Source organism: Mesorhizobium sp. M7A.F.Ca.US.010.02.1.1 (genome assembly GCF_004023085.1).
Classification (GTDB): Bacteria; Pseudomonadota; Alphaproteobacteria; order Rhizobiales; family Rhizobiaceae; genus Mesorhizobium.
In genome coordinates, this window is record NZ_RZRV01000038.1 from 16,598 (window position 1) to 34,148 (window position 17,551).

General features: G+C 60.0%; 18 protein-coding genes and 1 pseudogene. 8 read left to right on the top strand and 11 right to left on the bottom strand.

Translation table 11 applies throughout. From position 1 onward, the window contains the following. Positions 1-15: 15 nt before the first annotated feature. Entirely contained in the window at positions 16-402 is a 387-nt protein-coding gene (locus EOA19_RS27625) for a DUF302 domain-containing protein (RefSeq protein WP_127293765.1), read from the bottom strand. A 154-nt stretch (positions 403-556) separates the two neighbouring features. Between EOA19_RS27625 and EOA19_RS27630 the strand changes: the two genes are divergently transcribed. Next, positions 557-3,238: a bifunctional acetate--CoA ligase family protein/GNAT family N-acetyltransferase gene (locus tag EOA19_RS27630; protein WP_127293763.1), complete on the top strand. Its 2,682-nt coding sequence runs from the start codon at positions 557-559 to the stop codon at positions 3,236-3,238. 18 nt (positions 3,239-3,256) lie between these two features. Here the strand turns inward: EOA19_RS27630 and EOA19_RS27635 are convergent, their stop codons facing one another. Beyond that, a complete protein-coding gene (locus EOA19_RS27635; protein WP_128305397.1) occupies positions 3,257-4,810 on the bottom strand; it encodes a bifunctional aminoglycoside phosphotransferase/ATP-binding protein in 1,554 nt (517 codons plus the stop codon). Between the two features lie 49 nt (positions 4,811-4,859). Then, a complete protein-coding gene (locus tag EOA19_RS27640; RefSeq protein ID WP_128305398.1) occupies positions 4,860-5,258 on the bottom strand; it encodes a c-type cytochrome in 399 nt (132 codons plus the stop codon). Positions 5,259-5,434: 176 nt separating this feature from the next. Between EOA19_RS27640 and EOA19_RS27645 the strand changes: the two genes are divergently transcribed. Beyond that, positions 5,435-6,271, top strand: a complete 837-nt coding sequence (locus EOA19_RS27645) for a universal stress protein (RefSeq protein WP_128305399.1) — start codon at positions 5,435-5,437, stop codon at positions 6,269-6,271. A gap of 78 nt (positions 6,272-6,349) precedes the next feature. On the opposite strand, the gene EOA19_RS27650 is transcribed toward EOA19_RS27645, so the two are convergent. From EOA19_RS27650 to EOA19_RS27670, 5 genes and pseudogenes are all read right to left on the bottom strand, one after another. Next, a complete protein-coding gene (locus tag EOA19_RS27650) occupies positions 6,350-6,796 on the bottom strand; it encodes a pyridoxamine 5'-phosphate oxidase family protein (protein WP_128305400.1) in 447 nt (148 codons plus the stop codon). A gap of 11 nt (positions 6,797-6,807) precedes the next feature. Next, positions 6,808-7,542: a phosphoribosyltransferase gene (locus EOA19_RS27655; RefSeq protein ID WP_128305401.1), complete on the bottom strand. Its 735-nt coding sequence runs from the start codon at positions 7,540-7,542 to the stop codon at positions 6,808-6,810. A gap of 3 nt (positions 7,543-7,545) precedes the next feature. Continuing rightward, entirely contained in the window at positions 7,546-8,079 is a 534-nt protein-coding gene (locus EOA19_RS27660) for a DUF2267 domain-containing protein (RefSeq protein ID WP_245486346.1), read from the bottom strand. Between the two features lie 89 nt (positions 8,080-8,168). Continuing rightward, positions 8,169-8,669 (bottom strand): annotated as a pseudogene (locus EOA19_RS27665) (aminotransferase class I/II-fold pyridoxal phosphate-dependent enzyme); the annotation flags it as partial. Between the two features lie 303 nt (positions 8,670-8,972). After that, a complete protein-coding gene (locus EOA19_RS27670) occupies positions 8,973-9,788 on the bottom strand; it encodes a universal stress protein (RefSeq protein ID WP_128305402.1) in 816 nt (271 codons plus the stop codon). A gap of 170 nt (positions 9,789-9,958) precedes the next feature. Between EOA19_RS27670 and EOA19_RS27675 the strand changes: the two genes are divergently transcribed. The 3 genes from EOA19_RS27675 to EOA19_RS35435 all read left to right on the top strand — a co-directional run bounded on the left by EOA19_RS27675 (position 9,959) and on the right by EOA19_RS35435 (position 11,034). Next, entirely contained in the window at positions 9,959-10,390 is a 432-nt protein-coding gene (locus EOA19_RS27675; RefSeq protein ID WP_245486347.1) for a phasin family protein, read from the top strand. 19 nt (positions 10,391-10,409) lie between these two features. Beyond that, positions 10,410-10,763, top strand: coding sequence for a cytochrome c (locus EOA19_RS27680; protein ID WP_128305403.1), 354 nt, complete (start codon positions 10,410-10,412; stop codon positions 10,761-10,763). A 112-nt stretch (positions 10,764-10,875) separates the two neighbouring features. Next, entirely contained in the window at positions 10,876-11,034 is a 159-nt protein-coding gene (locus EOA19_RS35435) for a hypothetical protein (RefSeq protein ID WP_164893058.1), read from the top strand. A gap of 91 nt (positions 11,035-11,125) precedes the next feature. On the opposite strand, the gene EOA19_RS27685 is transcribed toward EOA19_RS35435, so the two are convergent. After that, entirely contained in the window at positions 11,126-11,431 is a 306-nt protein-coding gene (locus EOA19_RS27685; protein ID WP_245486360.1) for a lipoyl domain-containing protein, read from the bottom strand. Positions 11,432-11,481: 50 nt separating this feature from the next. Here EOA19_RS27685 and EOA19_RS27690 point away from each other — a divergent pair, with 50 nt between their 5' ends. Beyond that, positions 11,482-11,754 (top strand): hypothetical protein, encoded by a 273-nt coding sequence (locus EOA19_RS27690; protein WP_348629856.1) that lies wholly within the window; start codon positions 11,482-11,484, stop codon positions 11,752-11,754. Here EOA19_RS27690 and fixJ read toward each other — a convergent pair. Together fixJ and EOA19_RS27700 are read right to left on the bottom strand one after the other, a co-directional pair. After that, positions 11,751-12,365 carry a response regulator FixJ gene (fixJ, locus tag EOA19_RS27695; RefSeq protein ID WP_127293745.1) on the bottom strand — a complete coding sequence of 205 codons (615 nt, stop codon included), beginning with the start codon at positions 12,363-12,365 and terminating at the stop codon, positions 11,751-11,753. The genes EOA19_RS27690 and fixJ overlap by 4 nt on opposite strands. Continuing rightward, a complete protein-coding gene (locus EOA19_RS27700) occupies positions 12,355-13,908 on the bottom strand; it encodes a PAS domain S-box protein (protein WP_128305404.1) in 1,554 nt (517 codons plus the stop codon). Before EOA19_RS27700 ends, fixJ begins: the two co-directional genes overlap by 11 nt. Before the next feature lie 200 nt (positions 13,909-14,108). Here EOA19_RS27700 and EOA19_RS27705 point away from each other — a divergent pair, with 200 nt between their 5' ends. Both EOA19_RS27705 and mgtA read left to right on the top strand, forming a co-directional pair. After that, a complete protein-coding gene (locus EOA19_RS27705) occupies positions 14,109-14,921 on the top strand; it encodes a universal stress protein (RefSeq protein WP_128305405.1) in 813 nt (270 codons plus the stop codon). Continuing rightward, positions 14,852-17,548 (top strand): magnesium-translocating P-type ATPase, encoded by a 2,697-nt coding sequence (gene mgtA, locus EOA19_RS27710; RefSeq protein ID WP_245486348.1) that lies wholly within the window; start codon positions 14,852-14,854, stop codon positions 17,546-17,548. Before EOA19_RS27705 ends, mgtA begins: the two co-directional genes overlap by 70 nt. Positions 17,549-17,551 lie beyond the last annotated feature (3 nt).

Here is a 17,551-nt window from a genome sequence, read left to right on the forward strand (position 1 = left end):
TGATGGCCCCCGGCACTAGAGTTCGCCGACCATCTCCTCGAGCAGGCGACGCACATCGTTCGCGACCTGCGCAAGCTCGCGATTGCCGATGGCGCCCATTGAAGCGACCGGGTCCACCGCTGCGACCTCTACCCTTCCTTGCCCGACCTCCGTGACGATGACGTTGCAAGGCAGCATGGTTCCGATCTTGTCTTCGGCCTGAAGGGCCCGCCATGCGAAATGCGGATTGCACGCGCCCAGGATCACATAGGGCCTGAACTCGGCGCCAAGCTTGGCCTTCATGGTCTGCTGGACATCGATCGAGGTCAGAACGCCAAACCCCTTGCTTGCGAGCTTGTTGGTCACGTGGCTGATCGCCGTGGTGAACGGCATGTCGACGATCTTGCTGATATAGTAACTCATCCAACTCTCCACTCCTTAGATCGCAACAGCAGGTCTCCACTTTGCGAGCGACCTCGCGCAAGAGCTAATCGCGACAAGCGGAGGAGGCTTTGATCCAACGCAATGAACGGGCAAGATCGACTGGCGATGATGCCACGAACAGGAGACGTAAGGGGTGACGATCCGAAATCTTGAACAGGCGTTCGCCCCGAAATCGGTTGCGGTCTTTGGTGCGTCGGCGCGCGGCGGCTCCGTCGGTCGTGTCGTCTTCGACAACATCGTCAGCGGCGGTTTCGAGGGCGAGATTTGGCCGGTCAACCCGAAATATACGCAAGTGGCTGGGCGACACTGCTATGCCAAAACGGCTGATCTTCCAGATATTCCAGACCTTGGAGTCATCGTCACGCCGCCCGAGACTGTTCCCGGCATCGTGCGCGACCTTGCCGAAAAGGGTACGCGAGCGGCCGTGGTCATCACTGCGGGGCTGACGCGCGAAAATGGCCTGCGTCAGGCGATGCTCGACGCCGCCAAGCCCGTGCTTTTCCGGATCATCGGGCCAAACACGGTCGGGCTGATGATTCCGCCATTGAAGCTCAATGCCGGATTTGCGCACATGGCCGCCAAGCCTGGCAACATCGCGCTTCTGTCGCAATCCGGCGCTATTGCCACATCGTTGATCGACTGGGCGGCAGACAACAATGTCGGCTTCTCACAGATCGTGTCCCTTGGCGACATGGCGGATGTCGATGTGGGCGATTGTCTCGACATGCTGGCGGGGGATGCGCGCACGCGCGCCATCGTGATGTACCTTGAGACAATTCCCAATCCGCGCAAGTTCATCTCAGCCGCTCGTGCGGCGGCACGGGTCAAGCCGGTCATCGCGATCAAGGCGGGTCGGCACGAGCAGTCGGCCAAAGCGGCTGCGACCCACACCGGTGCGTTATCGGGGGCCGATCGTGTCGTCGATGCGGCATTGCTGCGCGCAGGTATCCTGCGCGTCAAAGGCCTGACCGAGCTGTTTGATGCCGCTGAAACGATAGCCCGCTTCACTCCCCTCGAACGAGCCCGCGTCGGCATCGTCACCAATGGCGGCGGGACAGGGGTACTCGCCATCGATCAGCTCATCGACTGCGGGGGAGAATTGGCGGCGCTTTCGCCTGCCACCATCGAACGCCTGAACGTCGTATTGCCGCCGACATGGTCGCGCGCCAATCCGGTCGACATCATCGGTGACGCCACACCGGAGCGCTACAAGGCCGCTGTCGAAGCCGTGGCGGCCGAACCCGGAACGGACGTCGTCCTGGTGATGAACTGTCCGACCGGGTTGAGCTCACCGCTTGCCGCGGCAAGTGCTGTGGCGGACCTCGCAAGAGAAGGGATGATCGCCGGCAAACCGGTCCTGACCTGCTGGCTCGGTGAACGCACGGCACGCGCCGGGCGGCAAATCCTACAGGATGCCCGCATTGCCAGTTTCGCAACGCCCGCTGACGCGGCAACCGCCGTCTCTTATCTCAGCGAATGGTCGCGTGCCCAACGGGCATTGATGCGCGCACCGTCAAGCAGCAGCGAGGACGTCGCGGGGGACCGGAAGGCCGTGCTTGCCATATTCAGGCAGGTCGCGAAGGAGGGGCGGCGAATGCTGACCGAGCCCGAAGCCAAGGCGGCAATTTCCGCCTACCGCATGCCGGTACCCGAAACGATCGTCGCCAAAACTCCTGCCGAGGCGGAAGCGGCGGCCGGCCGGCTCCTCAAGTCGTCCGAGCAGGTCGTCGTCAAGCTGCTGTCCAAGGCCATCTCACACAAATCGGACATTGGCGGGGTGGTGCTTGGCATTGCCAACGCCGCCGCTGCCGGGGAGGCCGCACGCGCAATCGAGGCGCGTGTGCGCAAACACGCACCGCAAACCGATATTGAAGGCTATGCTGTTCAGCCGATGGTGGTGCGAAAACAGGCGCAGGAACTTATCCTCGGCATGAGCCGGGATCCGATCTTCGGGCCGGCCATCCTGTTTGGAGCCGGCGGCGTCGCGGTCGAGGTTATGGACGACATAGCGATTGCCTTGCCACCGCTCGACGACGTGCTTGCCGGTGACCTGATCGCGCAAACGCGGATCGGCCGCCTGCTGGCCGGGTTTCGGGACCGCAAGCCGGCCGATCGTGGAGCAATCGTTACGGCACTCAACGGACTGTCGCAAATGATCGTCGATTTTCCGTGCCTCGTTTCGATGGACATCAATCCGCTGCTGGCCGACGCAGAGGGCGTGATTGCGCTTGACGCCCGCATCGAGATCGAGCCGGAACGCGTGGAGGAGCCTGGCCCCAATCCGGCGCTTGCCATCAGGCCTTATCCGTCGGGCTGGGAAAAGGAGTTTTCGGCCGGTGGCATGCGTTACCATATCCGGCCGATCAAGCCGGCCGACATCGCGCTCTATCCCGAATTCCTTGCCAGGATTTCGCCCGATGATCTGCGCCTGCGTTTTCTGGCGCCGCGCAAAAGCTTCTCCGACCAGATGCTGAAGCGGCTCACCCAGCTCGACTACGACCGCAACATGGCTTTCGTCGCTCTGGAGACGAGCACTGGATTGCTGGCAGGTATCAGCCGCCTGTCTTGTGATCCGGACCATGCTGTCGCCGAATACGCCTTGCTGGTGCGCACGGACCTGCAGGGTCATGGCCTGGGTTGGGAATTGCTCAAGCAAATCGTAGATTATGCAAAGGCCGATGGGATCGGCCGGATCGAAGGCATCGTGCTTAGCGAAAACGTCAAGATGCTGGCCATGTGCCGCGAATTCGGCTTTTCGGTAAGGCATCATCCGAGCGAACCAGGCCTTGTCGAGGCAATACTTGATCTCGGCTGAGGTGGATCACCTTGCCGGTCAGGAGGCTGTGCGCAGGGTTTCGGAGGCATCGCCATCGGAAAACCTTCTCAACTCCGCGACGATATCGGCAGGCTTCCGATCAGCGTCGACCTTGCGCCAGGTGGATTGAGTGGCATTTCGCTGCAACTGTCGCGAGAGGATATCTATGGTGGCGTCGGAAGGGCCAATCTGGCGCTCAGTGACACGTTGCCAAAGAACAGGCGGAGCCGCGTCCAGCCAGAATCTGGAGCATGCGACGCCCCTGGAACTTGCCGCCTTTTCGATACGGTCACGATCGGCTGGTCTGTCAAACACGGCATCGGCGACAACCGATCCACCCTCCGCAAGGATCAGGCCGGCCCGCCATGCCATTTCCCGGTAGACGCGGTCGGAGACTTCTGGCCGATAGGCTTTGTCCGGCAGCCTGGTCTCGGCCGGCACACCGTGCATAGCCTTGCGGATGCGGTCGCTTTCGACAATGCGTGCGCCGGGCGGCGCTCCGACATAGGCAGCGAGCGCCTCGGCAATGGTCGTCTTGCCGGAACCGCTGAGGCCGCCGATGGCAACGAGCCGCGGTTCTGTCTCCTGGAGAAATCTCACGGCCAGTTCGAAATAGGATCTCGCCTCCGCAATCAGCGTGTCGCTGTCGGCGCTGCCTTCCTCGACCTGCGTTGCGGTGACATGGGCGCGCACAGCAGACCGCACCGCCATGAAAAAGGGCAGAAGGACGAACCCGTCCTCGTCGTCGGCCTCATCGAGATAGCGGTTCATCACAAGATTGGCGAGCTGCGGAAAACCGCGATGCCAAAGGTCCATCAACAAGAAGGCAAGGTCATAGAGGACATCGATGCTGGCGATCTGGTCATTGAATTCGATGCAATCGAAGAGGCGGGGCTCGCCATCGAAAAGGCAGATGTTGCGCAGGTGCAGATCGCCATGGCAGCGGCGGATCTTGCCTGCGGCTTCCCGGCGGTCTAGCAATCCGGAATGCCGGGCAAGTGCGGTGCGGAAGGCCCCGGCAAAGGTCTCGATCTCCCGTTTCGTAAAAACATGGCTGGTGCCAAAGCCGGCCTCGTTGATGTCGAGCACGCCCATCAAATTGAACGAGCCGGTGCCATTGTGGACCTCGGGCGCTGCGCGATGATATCCTACAATCATCCGTGCGACGGCGGTCATCAGCGCCGGCGTCAATTGTCCCGCAGTTGCCATTCGATCGAGAAGCTTCGACTGGTCGAAGCGGATCATCTCGATCGCCGCGTCGAGCATTTGGCCGGTGCCGCCAAAAGCCAATTTGTCGTCGGCTCCCCGCATGATGCGATGCACCCTCAGATAGAGGCCGGGAGCGGTTTTCGAGTTGAGTTCTACCTCTTTCTCGCAGGCGGCCAGCCTTAGGGCTGGCGTCGAGAAATCGACATAGGGCAGCTTGACCGCGCGTTTCATCTTATAGGCGCGCTGGCCAACCAGGAAGATACGCGAAATGTGGGTCTCGATCGCCTCGACCGGCCCGGAGGCGCCATAGGAAGCCGGATCGCGCAGAAACGCGGCAGCGGCTTGCTGGTCGTCGACGATCATGGCCGGCCTTCCCAGGCTGTCTTGCGAAATTCGTTTCCGCGATCTGCGCTCATTGCTGCAATGTCTGGACATAACCTGCCAACTCATGGATGCGTTCCCTGGTGACGATTTCGCCTGCGTTTGGGCCATATTTCTTCACGTCGGCAGGCAGGAACTGGCTGCCCCACACTGGCATGTCGCGCTCGCCATGCGCCGGCACCACCGCGCGACCGTCGATCACGGCATAAACGCGCCAGTAGGGGAATTCGCCGCCATTGCGCCTGGAGAGGCGTGTCAGGTCGCTCGGCCGCTTCAACAGCTCTTCGCCCAATGGTCCATCGCCCTTGCCTTCGGGACCATGGCAGACGGCGCATGAGTTCGTGTATTCGCCCTTGCCGTCGCCGAGTTCCTGGGCGCCGGCCGCGTTAATGGCCAATCCTGCCAGCGCCGCCATGATCAGGAATCTCATCTGTGTTTACCCATTTGATCAGTTGAAACCTAACAGGCTGGGTTTGGCAGTGCGTTGATGCGGATCAAATGCCGCTGCGGTCGCGGTGTTTGATTCAGCGCAATGAACGCATCGAGCGCCCTCATTAATGACTGAAACCACGACTGACCCTTCAATCGAAATCAGGAGTTGCCGCCGTGACTTTCAGAACACTGCTTACCGTTACCGGGCCCAACCAGGGTGAGGGCGATCTAAAGCTAGCCGCCTCGTTGTGCGAACAGATCGGTGCCCATCTTTCCGTGCTCGTTCTCGAACTGGCCGCACCGCCCTCAGGAGGCGAGTATGCTGCCGTCGTCTCACCAGCGTGGCTGGAAGAACGTCAGGCCGAGCTGAAAAGGCTCGAGAAACGAATTTCGGATGTCGCCGGCTTTCTGTCCCAGACCGCCGTATCGGCTGATCTGAGCGACGACTATCCCGACACGGGATGGGCGGACGACGTCATCGGAAGGCGTGCCCGCTACGCGGATCTGACCATTCTCGGACCAGATCTGCTGGCAAGCCATACGCTGAAGGACAAGGTCATCGAGGGCACGCTGTTCTCATCGGGAAAACCCATACTGCTCGTTCCCAAGGGCTCGCGCCCGACGCTAAAGCCGAAACGCATCCTCGTAGCATGGGATGCCCGTCTCGAGTCATCGCGCGCTGTCCGCGAGTCGCTCGATATGCTGAAAGGCGCCGAAGAAGTGCGCCTTGTCATCGTCGATCCCATCGAAAATGAGTTCCATCATGGCGAAGAGCCGGGTGCAGATGCCGCAGCCTATCTGGCGCGGCACGGCGTGAAGGTTACGGTCGACCGGCTGCCGAGCGCGAATCATTCGGTTGCCGATGTGCTTCGCCAGCATGCCGGCGATGTTGGTGCAGAGTTGATGGTGATGGGGGCCTACGGTCATTCCCGGTTGCGCGAGCGAATTTTCGGCGGGGTCACCAAGTCGATGCTTGCGGGTCAATCGCTGCCGGTCTTGATGGCGCGATAGCAATTTCAACGGTAAGGAAAAAGGGCCGGTGCAGATCGCGCCGGCCCTTTTTGTTTCTGGCAAAACTTGACGGGGCGACTACTCGCTTGCTTCTCGTCCGGACACTTGCTCGATGAGAATCCGAAAGAAAACGTGCGGTGCACTGTCGCCTGTGGGTGGAACGACGGGCTTGAGCGCGCCAGGTTCCCACCAGTCGGAGTGCTTGCTCAAGACCGACCAGGCATGATCTCGTTCGAGTTTGTGGCCGATCCGGTCAGGCAGTTCTTCGTATCGGCCATCAACAACGACGCTTCTCCATCCTCGACCTTGGCCGTGTTCGTCGACCTGGACGCACACCAGAGGATTGGCTCGCATCCATTCGATCTTCTTGCCCGGCATTGAAAAGGCATAGAGATGATTGTCGGCATGAGCGTAGTAAAAGGGCACGACATAAGGCTGTCCGTCCTTCGCGCACGCCAGGCGGCCAACCCGGTTGGCCGTCAGCATTTTCGTGCATTCCAAGGCAGAAAGCGTGCGGACCAGCATGACGTGATCTCCTATTTCTCTTTGTTGTTGCGTGTCATTGATTTCGTGGCGGTCGTTGAACTGGCGCTGACGGCGTGCCGCCCAGTTCGGTGTTGCCCAGCCGTGTGCGATCGAGCAGCCTCGTCCATCGCAGAGACGACCTCGCTGTCCGACAGCTGCGGAAACCGCAAGTAATGGTAGCTCAGGGCACGGAACTGTCCTGGCTGACTAATGCAAACCACACGATCAGCTTCCCGTGCCAGGTCGGCTACTGTCTCCTGCGGTGAAACAGGAACAGCCACAATGATTTCCCTGGGTGACCGACGCTTGAGTGCGTGGATCGCGATTTTCATGGTCGTGCCGGTCGTGGCACCGTCATCAACGATGATCGCGGTCTTTCCGGCGATCGACATCGGTTTGTTCTTCCCTCGATAGACAACGCGCTGACGTTCCAGTTCGGGACGTTCATTTGCAATCAAGACACGTAGCGCGTCTTCGTCGAGCGCATAGGTTTCGACAATCTCACGGTTCAACACGATCTCTCCAGGATCACCATCGACGATTGCGGCAACAGCCAGCTCGGCATTGCCGGGCGCGCCCACCTTGCGGACAATAAGCAGGTCAAGAGGAGCGTTAAGAGCTTTGGCCACTTCGACCGCGACGGGCACACCGCCACGCGGCAATGCCAGCACGACAGGCTGATGCAATTGCAGCCTGCTCAGCTCCAGGCCAAGCTTCACTCCAGCGTCTTCCCGGTCGCGGAACATCGGTCAATCCACCGGCCACAGTTTTCGCAGCGACTTCTTCATCGAGTTTCTGACCTGCACGATCTCGCCATGCGAGACGTGCCTGTCGAGAAGCTTGAACACCGCGTTGATCGCGACATCGAAATCGATCTCCTCATCATAGCCGAAACTGTTTCTGACGCTGAGAACAAAGTCGCGCTTCGTACGCTCGCGCGCAGACACCGAGGGGTTCCAGCCTTCGAAATAGATGCCGCGGACCAAAACAGGCAGTTGCGCCGAAAGATCGGCCATTTCCGCTGGCGACAACCAGTCCCGCACCGTGTGCAGAACGGATCGCAGGAGGCGACACGCGCTCGGTTCGCTCCAGCAAAGATCCTTAGCAAGCTCCTTGACCCACTGCTGCGCCTGCTGGCCAGCGTGCGTGAAGTCAGCGAAGGACGTGTGTGAAATATGACCCATGGCGATGCTCCTTGAAGTTTGAACTTCATTCTTGGTCATCGAAAAATTTTGAGCATTGAGCCGGATCAAATCGGTCAAAAATGCGCTGTCCCGCTTCATTTTTCAGCGCGGCAGCTATCAACTCGAAGAGCCGCACCGCACGGCGTCGATGGCAGCACTTGTGCAGGTGATGTGGCCCCGAGCGTGGCGAACGCCTTGGTCAGCGTGCCTTTGATGACGTCGATGCGATCAGCCAGGCCTTCGCGTTGGTGATGCCGCCGCTGCGCGGTCCGCACATGCCGACGGCATGGACCTCGTCGATCTGGGCCATGGCGTTGTAGCGCTCGGCGAGCTCGACGATCTCTCTGATCGGCGCGATGTCGCCATCCATCGAATAGACGCTTTCGAAGACGATCAGCTTGGCGCGTTCGCGGGCCCGCCGCCTGCAGCAGGCTTTCCAGATGCGCGATGGTTGCTATGCCGGAACTGTTGCGGCTGCCGCCGGCGCCCGATCCCATCTTGCCGGCCGCATTCTGCACGCGGCGATAACATCGGGATGCTGGACCATGCCGAGATAGTCGTTGGAGCACCAGACCGTGATTTCCTCGGCGCGGCCATTGGAGTGCCAGATAGCGCGCGGAAACTTGCCCTATGCGTTCGAGGTCGGCGAAGACGCGATAGCCACGCTCTGGATGGACCTGGTCGATCACTTCCTCGAAGAACCGCTAGCAGTTCATGTCCTGAATTCCTTGCCTGTTGGGCAATCGCTTGTTCCGCCGCGCCGCCCCCGCAGCTTGGTTTCATCTATTTGGCGTAAGGACCGGCCCCTTCCCCATTGTTACCGCCTGCATGACAATTGCTCTCCACGTGCTCTGCACGCCCGCGTTTTCCTGCGGTGTCTTGCGCCCGCACGTCATCAGCCACGCTCAACTGGGCGACGTTAGCCTAACTGTTTGCGGAAGAGGCTTACGTTGATTCGTGTCAACACCAGGAGCCTGATATGTCATTTTTGCTCAGTTCGAGATGAAGCGGTGCAATGATCCGCTGCGCAGTACAGAACGCGTCACGCCGCCAAGGGCCATTTCCCGGAGGCGGCTGTGACCGAAGCCACCCATTACGATCAGATCGGCCGTAATCTCCCGACCCATCTTGAGGAGCAGTTCCGCCGGCTCGGAGCAGCGAGCATCCAGAACTTCCGATCGCGCCTTCACCCCGTGGCGCGCCAGGAACATCTCGACGTCCGCCACATTGTCGGGGCTTCCATGGTTCACTGTGGCGATCACGACATCCCGCGCCGTGATCAGGAAGGGCATGGCGTCGACGACGGCGCGGCGCGCTTCCCGCGTGTCGTTCCATGCTATCAGGATGCTTTCGGCCTTGATCGGGGCAAGGGTTTGCGACGCCACAATGATCGGGCGGCCGGCTGCAAGAATGAGACTTGCCGGATCCAGCATACGATGATGGTCGACGATCAGGTCAACCGCCGGCGAGCCAGTGAGGATCAGGTCGGCGGCACGCGCATTGAGTATAAGCTGGCGAGTGGGATTTCCTATCTCTCCGCGCCAAGAGGCACGATTGCTGCCGTTGACAGTGCTCAGGAAGTCCTCTCTCAAGCAGTTGAGGCGGGCTTCTATCGCCTCCACTTGACACCACAACGCCTTGGTCGCGGCCTGGTCGTCGGTACCGGTGGGCATGACAAAATGCGGCTCGGCCGCACAGAACCCGACCAGATCGGCATCATGCCGCTGGGCAAGATCCCAAGCCATGGAGATGCGTGGCGTGGCGATGGTGTCCACGTCCAGTTGAACCATGATCGTCTTGAAAGCCATCGCTGCAACCTTTTTGCGTTGAAGCGAAACAGCACGAAGGAAGGGCAGCGACCTTGATGCGTGTCAAAACGCTTCAAAGAGACCGGTGCCGCTCGATTGCTCGCACATTCCGGCAAAGGTCATACGTCGGTTGATCCGGATCAATGACCCGGCGACGAAAGGGGCTAGCGTTGTGGGCGCAGACTTTTGTTTGCGCCGCCTCACATGGAGTAGCGATCATGCAGACTCATCCCGAACCGTCGCAATGCGGCATGCAACAGTTGCCGATGGCGGAAAACAGTCAGAAGGTCGTCCTCGCTGCAGCGTCTCTTCAGGCGCACGCTTTTCAGGCGGTGATGCGCTATCAGATCGAAACGCTCGCGTTTCTCAAAAACCGTTACGAGCAGGATGCCAAGCTGGCCCACGATCTCGTCGCTGGTTTCGAATTCAACGACGCGTTCGACATTGTCTCGACTTTCCTGCAGAATGCGACATTGCAATACACCACCGAAGCCGGCAAGCTCGCGGCGCTGACCTCCAAACTCGCCTCGGAGACGGCAAAGTGTTTGCGCAAGGAAGCCAGAACCAGCATCGAGGATGTACTGGCAAAGACAGTCGCGTAATTGGAAGGCGTCTGCAACCATGAGCGGCTATATGGGTAATGGGCTTCGCTGGCGGCGTCGATCAGTTTGGGCACTTGCGGCGGTGTTCCTTGGTTCCGTGCTGCCTGCACAGGCCAACAGCTTAACAGAACGCGGTCAGGCACTGGTTGATTTCAATTGCGCTCGCTGCCACGCCATTGGAAAAACTGACAAAAGCAGCCATCCCGACGCGCCAGCATTTCGCACCTTGTCGAAACGCTACCCAATCACGGACCTCGAGGAAGCCCTCGCGGAGGGCATTTCGACCGGCCACCCGGACATGCCCGAGTGGGTTGCGAGTCCTGACCAGATCGAGGAAATAATTGCTTATATCAGCAGTTTGCAGCAACCGTGATCGAGGCCGCAGTCGCAGCAGTCGGCCGAGCGTGCCGATTGCGGCGCCATCAGAGCCACTCCAGACTGAGCTAGGGCAACATCCGGTCAGCGGCCCGGAAGAACGTCCGCGCATGCGCCACGATCTGGGCCTGCGTAGGATGATCCGCAGGTTCAACGCCGACAATGCGATCCTTCAGGTGAGAATGGTGGTCGCGGATATGCTTGGCCAGTTCATCCTTGCCGATCCTGGTCCCACAATCAGCCATTCCCTGCCAGCTGCAGGGCGTTGACGACATCGTAGTAGGAAGCCCCGTTCTCCAGGCACGCTTGCCGTCCACGGTGCCAGCCTTGTTGTGGGTCTGATGATGCGCCTCGAATGCCTCACGCCGATTGGAAGTCCAGCGTTGCCAGGATAGAGCCAGGTTCAATGACGGCATTTGCTGTGGCGACAATCGTCGCGCGGCCATCTGCCGGCGCGACAATCTCGTGAAGCGCGTCTTCGACGCGAACTTCGGCTATTCGCTCGCCGGCCTTGATTGTGTCGCCGCTGGCAATGAACCAACGTGCCAGGATGCCCTCGGGCAGCATGCTGGACGCCCATAGCGCTTCGTCGACTTTGATGTATTGCATCGCAATTCTCCTTTGACCAGGAATGATAGGCTGCGCACCGGGAGCATCCTTGATCACGATCAAAGGCAAGTGCCGTGTTGCGGACAAGCGTTCAGCAATTCTTGAAAATGATCCAGGTCAAAGCGCGTCGCGCTGTCTTCGTCAAAGCTAAGATGATGTGGAACTCTATCCAAAGCGCACCTTATGGTCGCCATCTCAAACTCGCCGTCTTCGACGAGGAGGGGGCGCATGCGCTGGTATTTCCCTGCATAAAGAGCCGCGAAGGTTGGAAAAATGCCGTCACCGGCGCCCGTGTCGACATCCGTCCGACCCACTGGCGCGAGTGGGAAGAGGAGAAGGTTCAGGCCAGCACTGGCAACCCTCTCGAAGGTTCTCCCTAGGGTCGGGATTCCAAGATCAGCGCCATGCGCACGAGATGGGACAGGCTGCCCGCACCCATTTTGCTCATGACATTGGCCCGGTGGATTTCGACCGTGCGCGGGCTGATCCCCAGATCGTAGGCAATCGTCTTGTTCGGCAGGCCCGCAACAAGTCCATCCAGCACCTGCCGTTCCCGCTCTGACAAGGTTGACAGGCGCCCGCGGATATCTGCGGACCGCGGATGCGCTGCATTCGCCTGGTTGCGGTTGGCCAGTGCGGAGCGGATCGCTTCGATCAGCACCTCGTCGTCGAAGGGCTTTTCGATGAAATCGGCAGCGCCTTCCTTCATCGCCTGGACGGCGAGTGCCACATCGGCATGGCCCGTCATGACAATGACCGGAAGCGAATGTCCGCGGGTTCGGAGCTGCCGCAGGAATTCTATGCCGTCGATCCCCGGCATGCGCACGTCGGTGACGATGCAACCGTCGAGCTTGCCCGTCGCGGTCGCTAGAAAGGCTGTGGCCGATTCATGCAGGCGCACGGCAAAGTCTGCCGTGCCCAACAGAAATCCAAGGGACTTGCGGACGTCCACGTCGTCGTCGACCACGTGCACCAGATCGCTAGTGGCCATTGGTGACCTCATCTTTCTCGACGATGCGCAACGTAAACCGAAAGGCGGTACCGCCGGCCGGCATTGCATCGGCCCATATGTGACCGCCATGTGACTCGACGATGGTGCGGCAGATGGAAAGGCCGACGCCCATGCCCTGCTTTTTCGTGGTTACGAATGGCTGGAAAAGTTGTGCGGAAACCTCCGGTGCCAGACCCGCGCCGGTGTCGATGACGCTTACCTCGGCCATACCATCGTTCTTGGCAACGGTCGTGACTTTCAATTCGCGGCGCGGCGCATCCTGCATGGCCTCTACCGCGTTGCGCATGAGGTTGAGCAGAACCTGCTGAATCTGGATGCGGTCGGTCAAGACCAGTTCGGCGGCAGGGTCAAGCTTATAGCTGACGAGGACATTTATCTCCCTAGCGCCAACCAGGGCCAGGGACGAAGCTTCCTCGATCAGCGCCGGCAGTCGTTCGACCTGACGCTCGCTTTCGCCCCTTGCAACAAAATCCCTCAGATGACGTATGACGTCGCCTGCCCGCAGCGCCTGCTCAGCCGCCTTTTCCACAGCATCCCGCAGTATGGGCGCGTTCTCTTCCGTACTCTTCTCGAGCAGCCGACGACTGCCCTTCAGGTAGTTCGTGATGGCTGTTAGGGGTTGGTTGATCTCATGAGCAAGCGTCGAAGCCATTTCGCCAAGTGCTGTAAACCGCGCCATGTGGAGGAGCTCCTGCTGCTGCTCCTGAATTCGTGCTTCTGCGCGATGGCGCTCGGTCAGGTCGCGGCAGAACCCGGTAAAGAAGCGTCCGGTTCCAGGATTCATTTCGCCGACGGAAAGCTCCATCGGGAAGGTCGAACCATCCTTGCGCATCCCGGTGACGGTGCGGCCGAGCCCAATAATCCGGCGCTCTCCCGTCGTCAGGTAGCGAAGCAGATAGGCATCATGCTCGTCGCGGTAGGGCGGGGGCATCAGCATTTTCACGTTTTGACCGATGACTTCACCTGATTGATAGCCAAACAGCGTTTCGGCCGCAGTGCTGAAGGATTGAATTCCGCCCTGTTCGTCGATGACGACCATTGCATCCGGCACCGTGGCAAGGATCGATCGCAGATGGTCCTCACGCAGCCGAAGTGCTGCGTTTGCAAAGGAGAGTTCGCTGACATCCGTGCCTTCAATGAAGATCGCGGTGATACGGCCATCGTCAGCCTTGACCGGCTGATAGACAAAATCGAGGATGCGCTCTTCGACCGGTCCGTCGGCTTGGTTGCGAAGGCCAACCTTCACGCCGGCGCCCCTGTAGGGCTCGCCGGTCGTGTAGACCTGGTCCAGATGTTCGAAAAACTCAAGTTCTTCGAGCTCGGGAAAGGCATCCCGGATTGACTTTCCAATGACCTGCCTGTTGCCGATCAATCGCTGATAGGCGGCGTTGGTCAATTCGAAAATATGACCCGGCTCGCGCAGGAGCGCGATAAAGCCCGGAGCCTGATCGAACATCCGCGACAAGAGGGCTTTCAGTGTCGTCCCAGCGGGCGACAGACTGAGCGCTTCGTCTTTGATCACGTGAAATTCCTCGGGTTGAGACGGTGCTACCTGGGCTAACTATCACTTCTCGCAGAACACGCAAAACAGATTGAAATGACGCTTTCAGACGATATGCCGTTGGCAGCCGCAATTGGCGGTCTCTTGACGCGCGTCAAGGCATCGGGCGCTGGCGCCTGCAATCATCGAGAATTGCCCCATTTCCGCGAAAGGCACCCGCAATGTCCTACAAGTCAATCATCGTGAACCTCGCCATCGATGCCGCTCCTGAACCCATAGTGAGGGTGGGGATCGAACTTGCCGAACGATTTGGAGCGCATCTGATCGGCCTGGCGGCTGCGGATGTTCCGCCTTTGGTCGCGACTGGCGACGGTATGGTCTACGAAGGCGAGGTCATGCAGATCCAGCGAACGGAGATCGAAAAGCGGCTCGCAGAATTACGTGACGTGTTCGAGTCGCTTGTCCCAGCTTCGATCACAACCGAATGGGAGCAAGCGGTCTGCAGTCCGACCCGCCTGCTCAGTGCAGAAGCGGCCGCGGCCGATCTCATCGTCACCGGCGGCGTTGATGGCGACAATGTCTTTCGCGCCGTGGATATCGGCAGCCTTGCACTCGGGACGGGGCGGCCAGTCTTGGTCACTGCCAGCAATATCGAGCATATCCGCGCGAAAACCATGCTGGTTGCCTGGAAGGACACACGGGAGGCACGGCGGGCGATAGCCGATGCACTGCCTTTCCTGGGCAAGGCGAACGAGGTCGTCGTCGCCACAATTGACACCAGTCGTGACGAGAGCATTCGTGACAGCCTCACCGATGTCGCGGTTTTTCTCGAACACCATGGCATCAAGGCGCAAACCGAGCTGATCGCCGGCGAGGCTGATGGCGACAGGCTGCTGACTTTCGCACGCTCCATCCATGCGGATCTGATCGTCTCTGGCGCATACGGCCATAGCCGCTTGCGGGAATGGGCTTTTGGCGGTGTCACCCGCACGCTCATCGAAGAGAGCGGCATAAGCCGCTTCATGTCGTATTGATGACAAGCGAAGCTGACCAGCAATCCGTGCCGCCGGACGGCGCCGCTTATTGGTCGATCGAGACCGATGACCTCCTGCGGAGCCTCAAGACGTCGCCATCGGGGCTTGCCGCCTCCGATGCCGCATCGCGGCTGGCAAAATTCGGCCGAAACACACCGGCGTCGACGTCCAGCGCATCGGCCCTGGCAGTGTTTGCCCGCCAGTTCCGCAGCCCGCTGGTCCTGATCCTGATTTTCGCGGCCGGCGTGTCCGCTTTCGTGGGGGAGGGCCAGGAGGCTGCGATCATCAGCGCGATCGTGTTGGCAAGCTGCGTCCTGAGCTTCACCCAGGAGTACGGTGCCTCGCGGGCAACCGAAGCACTGAAACAGCGTACTTCGCGAAAGGCTATCGTGTTGCGTGATGGTGTCGAGTGCTCGGTCGCCGCCGAAGACATCGTGCCGGGTGACGTAATCCGGCTTTCGGCAGGAAACCTCATCCCTGCCGACGGTGTCATTCTGGACGCGCGCGATTTCAACGTCAGCGAGGCCGTGCTGACCGGCGAGACCTTCCCCGCCGTGAAGACCCCGGGACGATCCGCGCCGAATGCCGCGCTCACACTGCGCACCAACGCGGTCTTTATGGGCACATCCGTCCGTAGCGGCACCGCAACCGTGCTTGCAGCAGCAACCGGGACCCGCACGGAATTCGCGTCGATCGCCGCGGCCCTGGAGCGACAAATTCCCGAAACAGGGTTTGGCCGGGGCATCCGGCTGTTCGGCTATCTGATGACCGAGATCATGCTGGCGATCGTCATCGTGGTGTTCTTCGCCAATCTGCTGCTGCACCGACCGCTGATTGACTCGCTGCTGTTTTCGCTGGCACTGGCGGTGGGCCTCACGCCGGAGCTTCTCCCGGCTATTATCAGCGTGACCCTTGCTCGTGGTGCCCGCGCCATGGCCGCCAATGGCGTCATCGTGCGCCGTCTCGATGCCATCGAGAACCTGGGCAGCATGGATCTGCTGTGCACTGACAAGACGGGGACGCTGACGGAAGGCGTCATCCACCTGGATGGATGGCTCGATGTCGATGGCAGTCCGTCAACCGATGTTCTGCTCTGGGCACGTCTCAACGCGACCCTGCAGACCGGACTGAAGAACCCGCTGGACGAAGCGATCGCAACCGCTCCGGGCGAGGGCGGATCGTTGGCCGCCTTCTCCAAGGTCGACGAAATCCCCTATGATTTCATTCGCAAGCGGCTTTCCGTTGTAGTGCGGACCAATGACGCCGAAGATCTTCTGATTACCAAAGGCGCCGTAAAAAATATCCTCGAAACCTGCGGCTTTGTGCGAACGGCGAAGGGGCTGGAACCTCTCAATGAAATGCACCGTGCTGCAATCGACGAAAAATTCCGGCGCTGGAGTGCGGACGGCTACCGCGTTCTGGGCCTGGCAATCCGTCGGTTTGAGAGCGCAAAACCGTTCAGCAGGAAAGACGAGATCGATCTCGCCTTCGCGGGCTTCCTGCTTTTCCTCGACCCGCCAAAGAAAGGCGTCAAGGAGACGCTCGCCGAACTCGCCCAGCGTGGTATCGCCGTAAAGGTCATTTCTGGCGACAACCGTTACGTTGCCGCACATCTCGCCCAGACGATCGGCTTGCACGCCGACAGGATTATGACCGGCGAGGAGCTTTCGAAATTGACGAAGAGCGCCCTCTTCGCAGGCGTGCAGCACACCGACCTCTTCGTCGAGATCGACCCCAACCAGAAGGAGCGCATCGTTCACGCTTTGCGGAGCAGGGGCCATGTCGTAGGCTACCTTGGCGACGGTATCAATGATGCGCCTGCCCTTCATGAGGCCGACATAGGCATCTCGGTCGACAGCGCTGTCGATGTTGCGCGCGAAGCGGCCGATATCATCCTACTCAAACAGGATCTAGGCGTGCTTGTGCGCGGCGTCGACGATGGTCGCAAGACCTTCGCGAACACGATGAAGTACATTTCCATCACCACCAGCGCCAATTTCGGCAATATGATCAGCATGGCCGTTGCCTCGATGTTCCTGCCTTTCCTGCCGCTACTGGCCAAGCAGATCCTGCTCAATAACTTCCTTTCCGACGTTCCTTCACTCGCCATTGCAAGCGACAACGTCGATCCCGACCAACTGCGCCGGCCTCGCCACTGGGATATCCGTTTTGTGCGGCGGTTCATGATCAGCTTTGGCCTCGTCAGTTCGCTCTTCGACGTCGCGACCTTCGCATTCCTTCTGTTTTTTGCGCACGCCACGGAGGCCGCATTCCAGACCGCGTGGTTCGTCGAGTCGTTGCTGACGGAGCTTGCCATTGTGCTCATTGTGCGCACGCACAGGGTTTTCTGGGCGAGCCGTCCGAGCCCGTTGCTTGCCTGGTTTACATTGGCCGTCGGGATTATCGCGATCATGATCCCCTATCTGCCGTTTGCAGCCTGGTTCGGCTTCGTGCCCTTGCCTCTGCCCGTGCTTGCCGTGCTTGTCGTGATTACCGCGCTCTATTTACTCGCCTCTGAGGCGACCAAGCGCTGGTTTTTCGGACAAGAGAACCGCAACTCGCACCGGAAGAGGGAGCATTCGATTGAAAGAGTAGCCAAGCCTCGTGCAGCCTGTCCGAGATCATAGGGC

Bases quoted from the DNA above. Each gene is read 5' to 3' on its own strand.
- EOA19_RS27640 (WP_128305398.1), bottom strand. From the start codon at position 5,258: ATGAGATTCCTGATCATGGCGGCGCTGGCAGGATTGGCCATTAACGCG.
- EOA19_RS27690 (WP_348629856.1), top strand. From the start codon at position 11,482: ATGATCCAGGTCAAAGCGCGTCGCGCTGTCTTCGTCAAAGCTAAGATG.
- EOA19_RS27650 (WP_128305400.1), bottom strand. From the start codon at position 6,796: ATGCTGGTCCGCACGCTTTCTGCCTTGGAATGCACGAAAATGCTGACG.
- EOA19_RS27635 (WP_128305397.1), bottom strand. From the start codon at position 4,810: ATGATCGTCGACGACCAGCAAGCCGCTGCCGCGTTTCTGCGCGATCCG.
- EOA19_RS27655 (WP_128305401.1), bottom strand. From the start codon at position 7,542: ATGTTCCGCGACCGGGAAGACGCTGGAGTGAAGCTTGGCCTGGAGCTG.
- EOA19_RS27670 (WP_128305402.1), bottom strand. From the start codon at position 9,788: ATGGCTTTCAAGACGATCATGGTTCAACTGGACGTGGACACCATCGCC.
- EOA19_RS27705 (WP_128305405.1), top strand. From the start codon at position 14,109: ATGTCCTACAAGTCAATCATCGTGAACCTCGCCATCGATGCCGCTCCT.
- fixJ (WP_127293745.1), bottom strand. From the start codon at position 12,365: ATGGCCACTAGCGATCTGGTGCACGTGGTCGACGACGACGTGGACGTC.
- EOA19_RS35435 (WP_164893058.1), top strand. From the start codon at position 10,876: ATGCGCCACGATCTGGGCCTGCGTAGGATGATCCGCAGGTTCAACGCC.
- mgtA (WP_245486348.1), top strand. From the start codon at position 14,852: ATGGGCTTTTGGCGGTGTCACCCGCACGCTCATCGAAGAGAGCGGCAT.
- EOA19_RS27680 (WP_128305403.1), top strand. From the start codon at position 10,410: ATGAGCGGCTATATGGGTAATGGGCTTCGCTGGCGGCGTCGATCAGTT.
- EOA19_RS27625 (WP_127293765.1), bottom strand. From the start codon at position 402: ATGAGTTACTATATCAGCAAGATCGTCGACATGCCGTTCACCACGGCG.
- EOA19_RS27660 (WP_245486346.1), bottom strand. From the start codon at position 8,079: ATGAAGCGGGACAGCGCATTTTTGACCGATTTGATCCGGCTCAATGCT.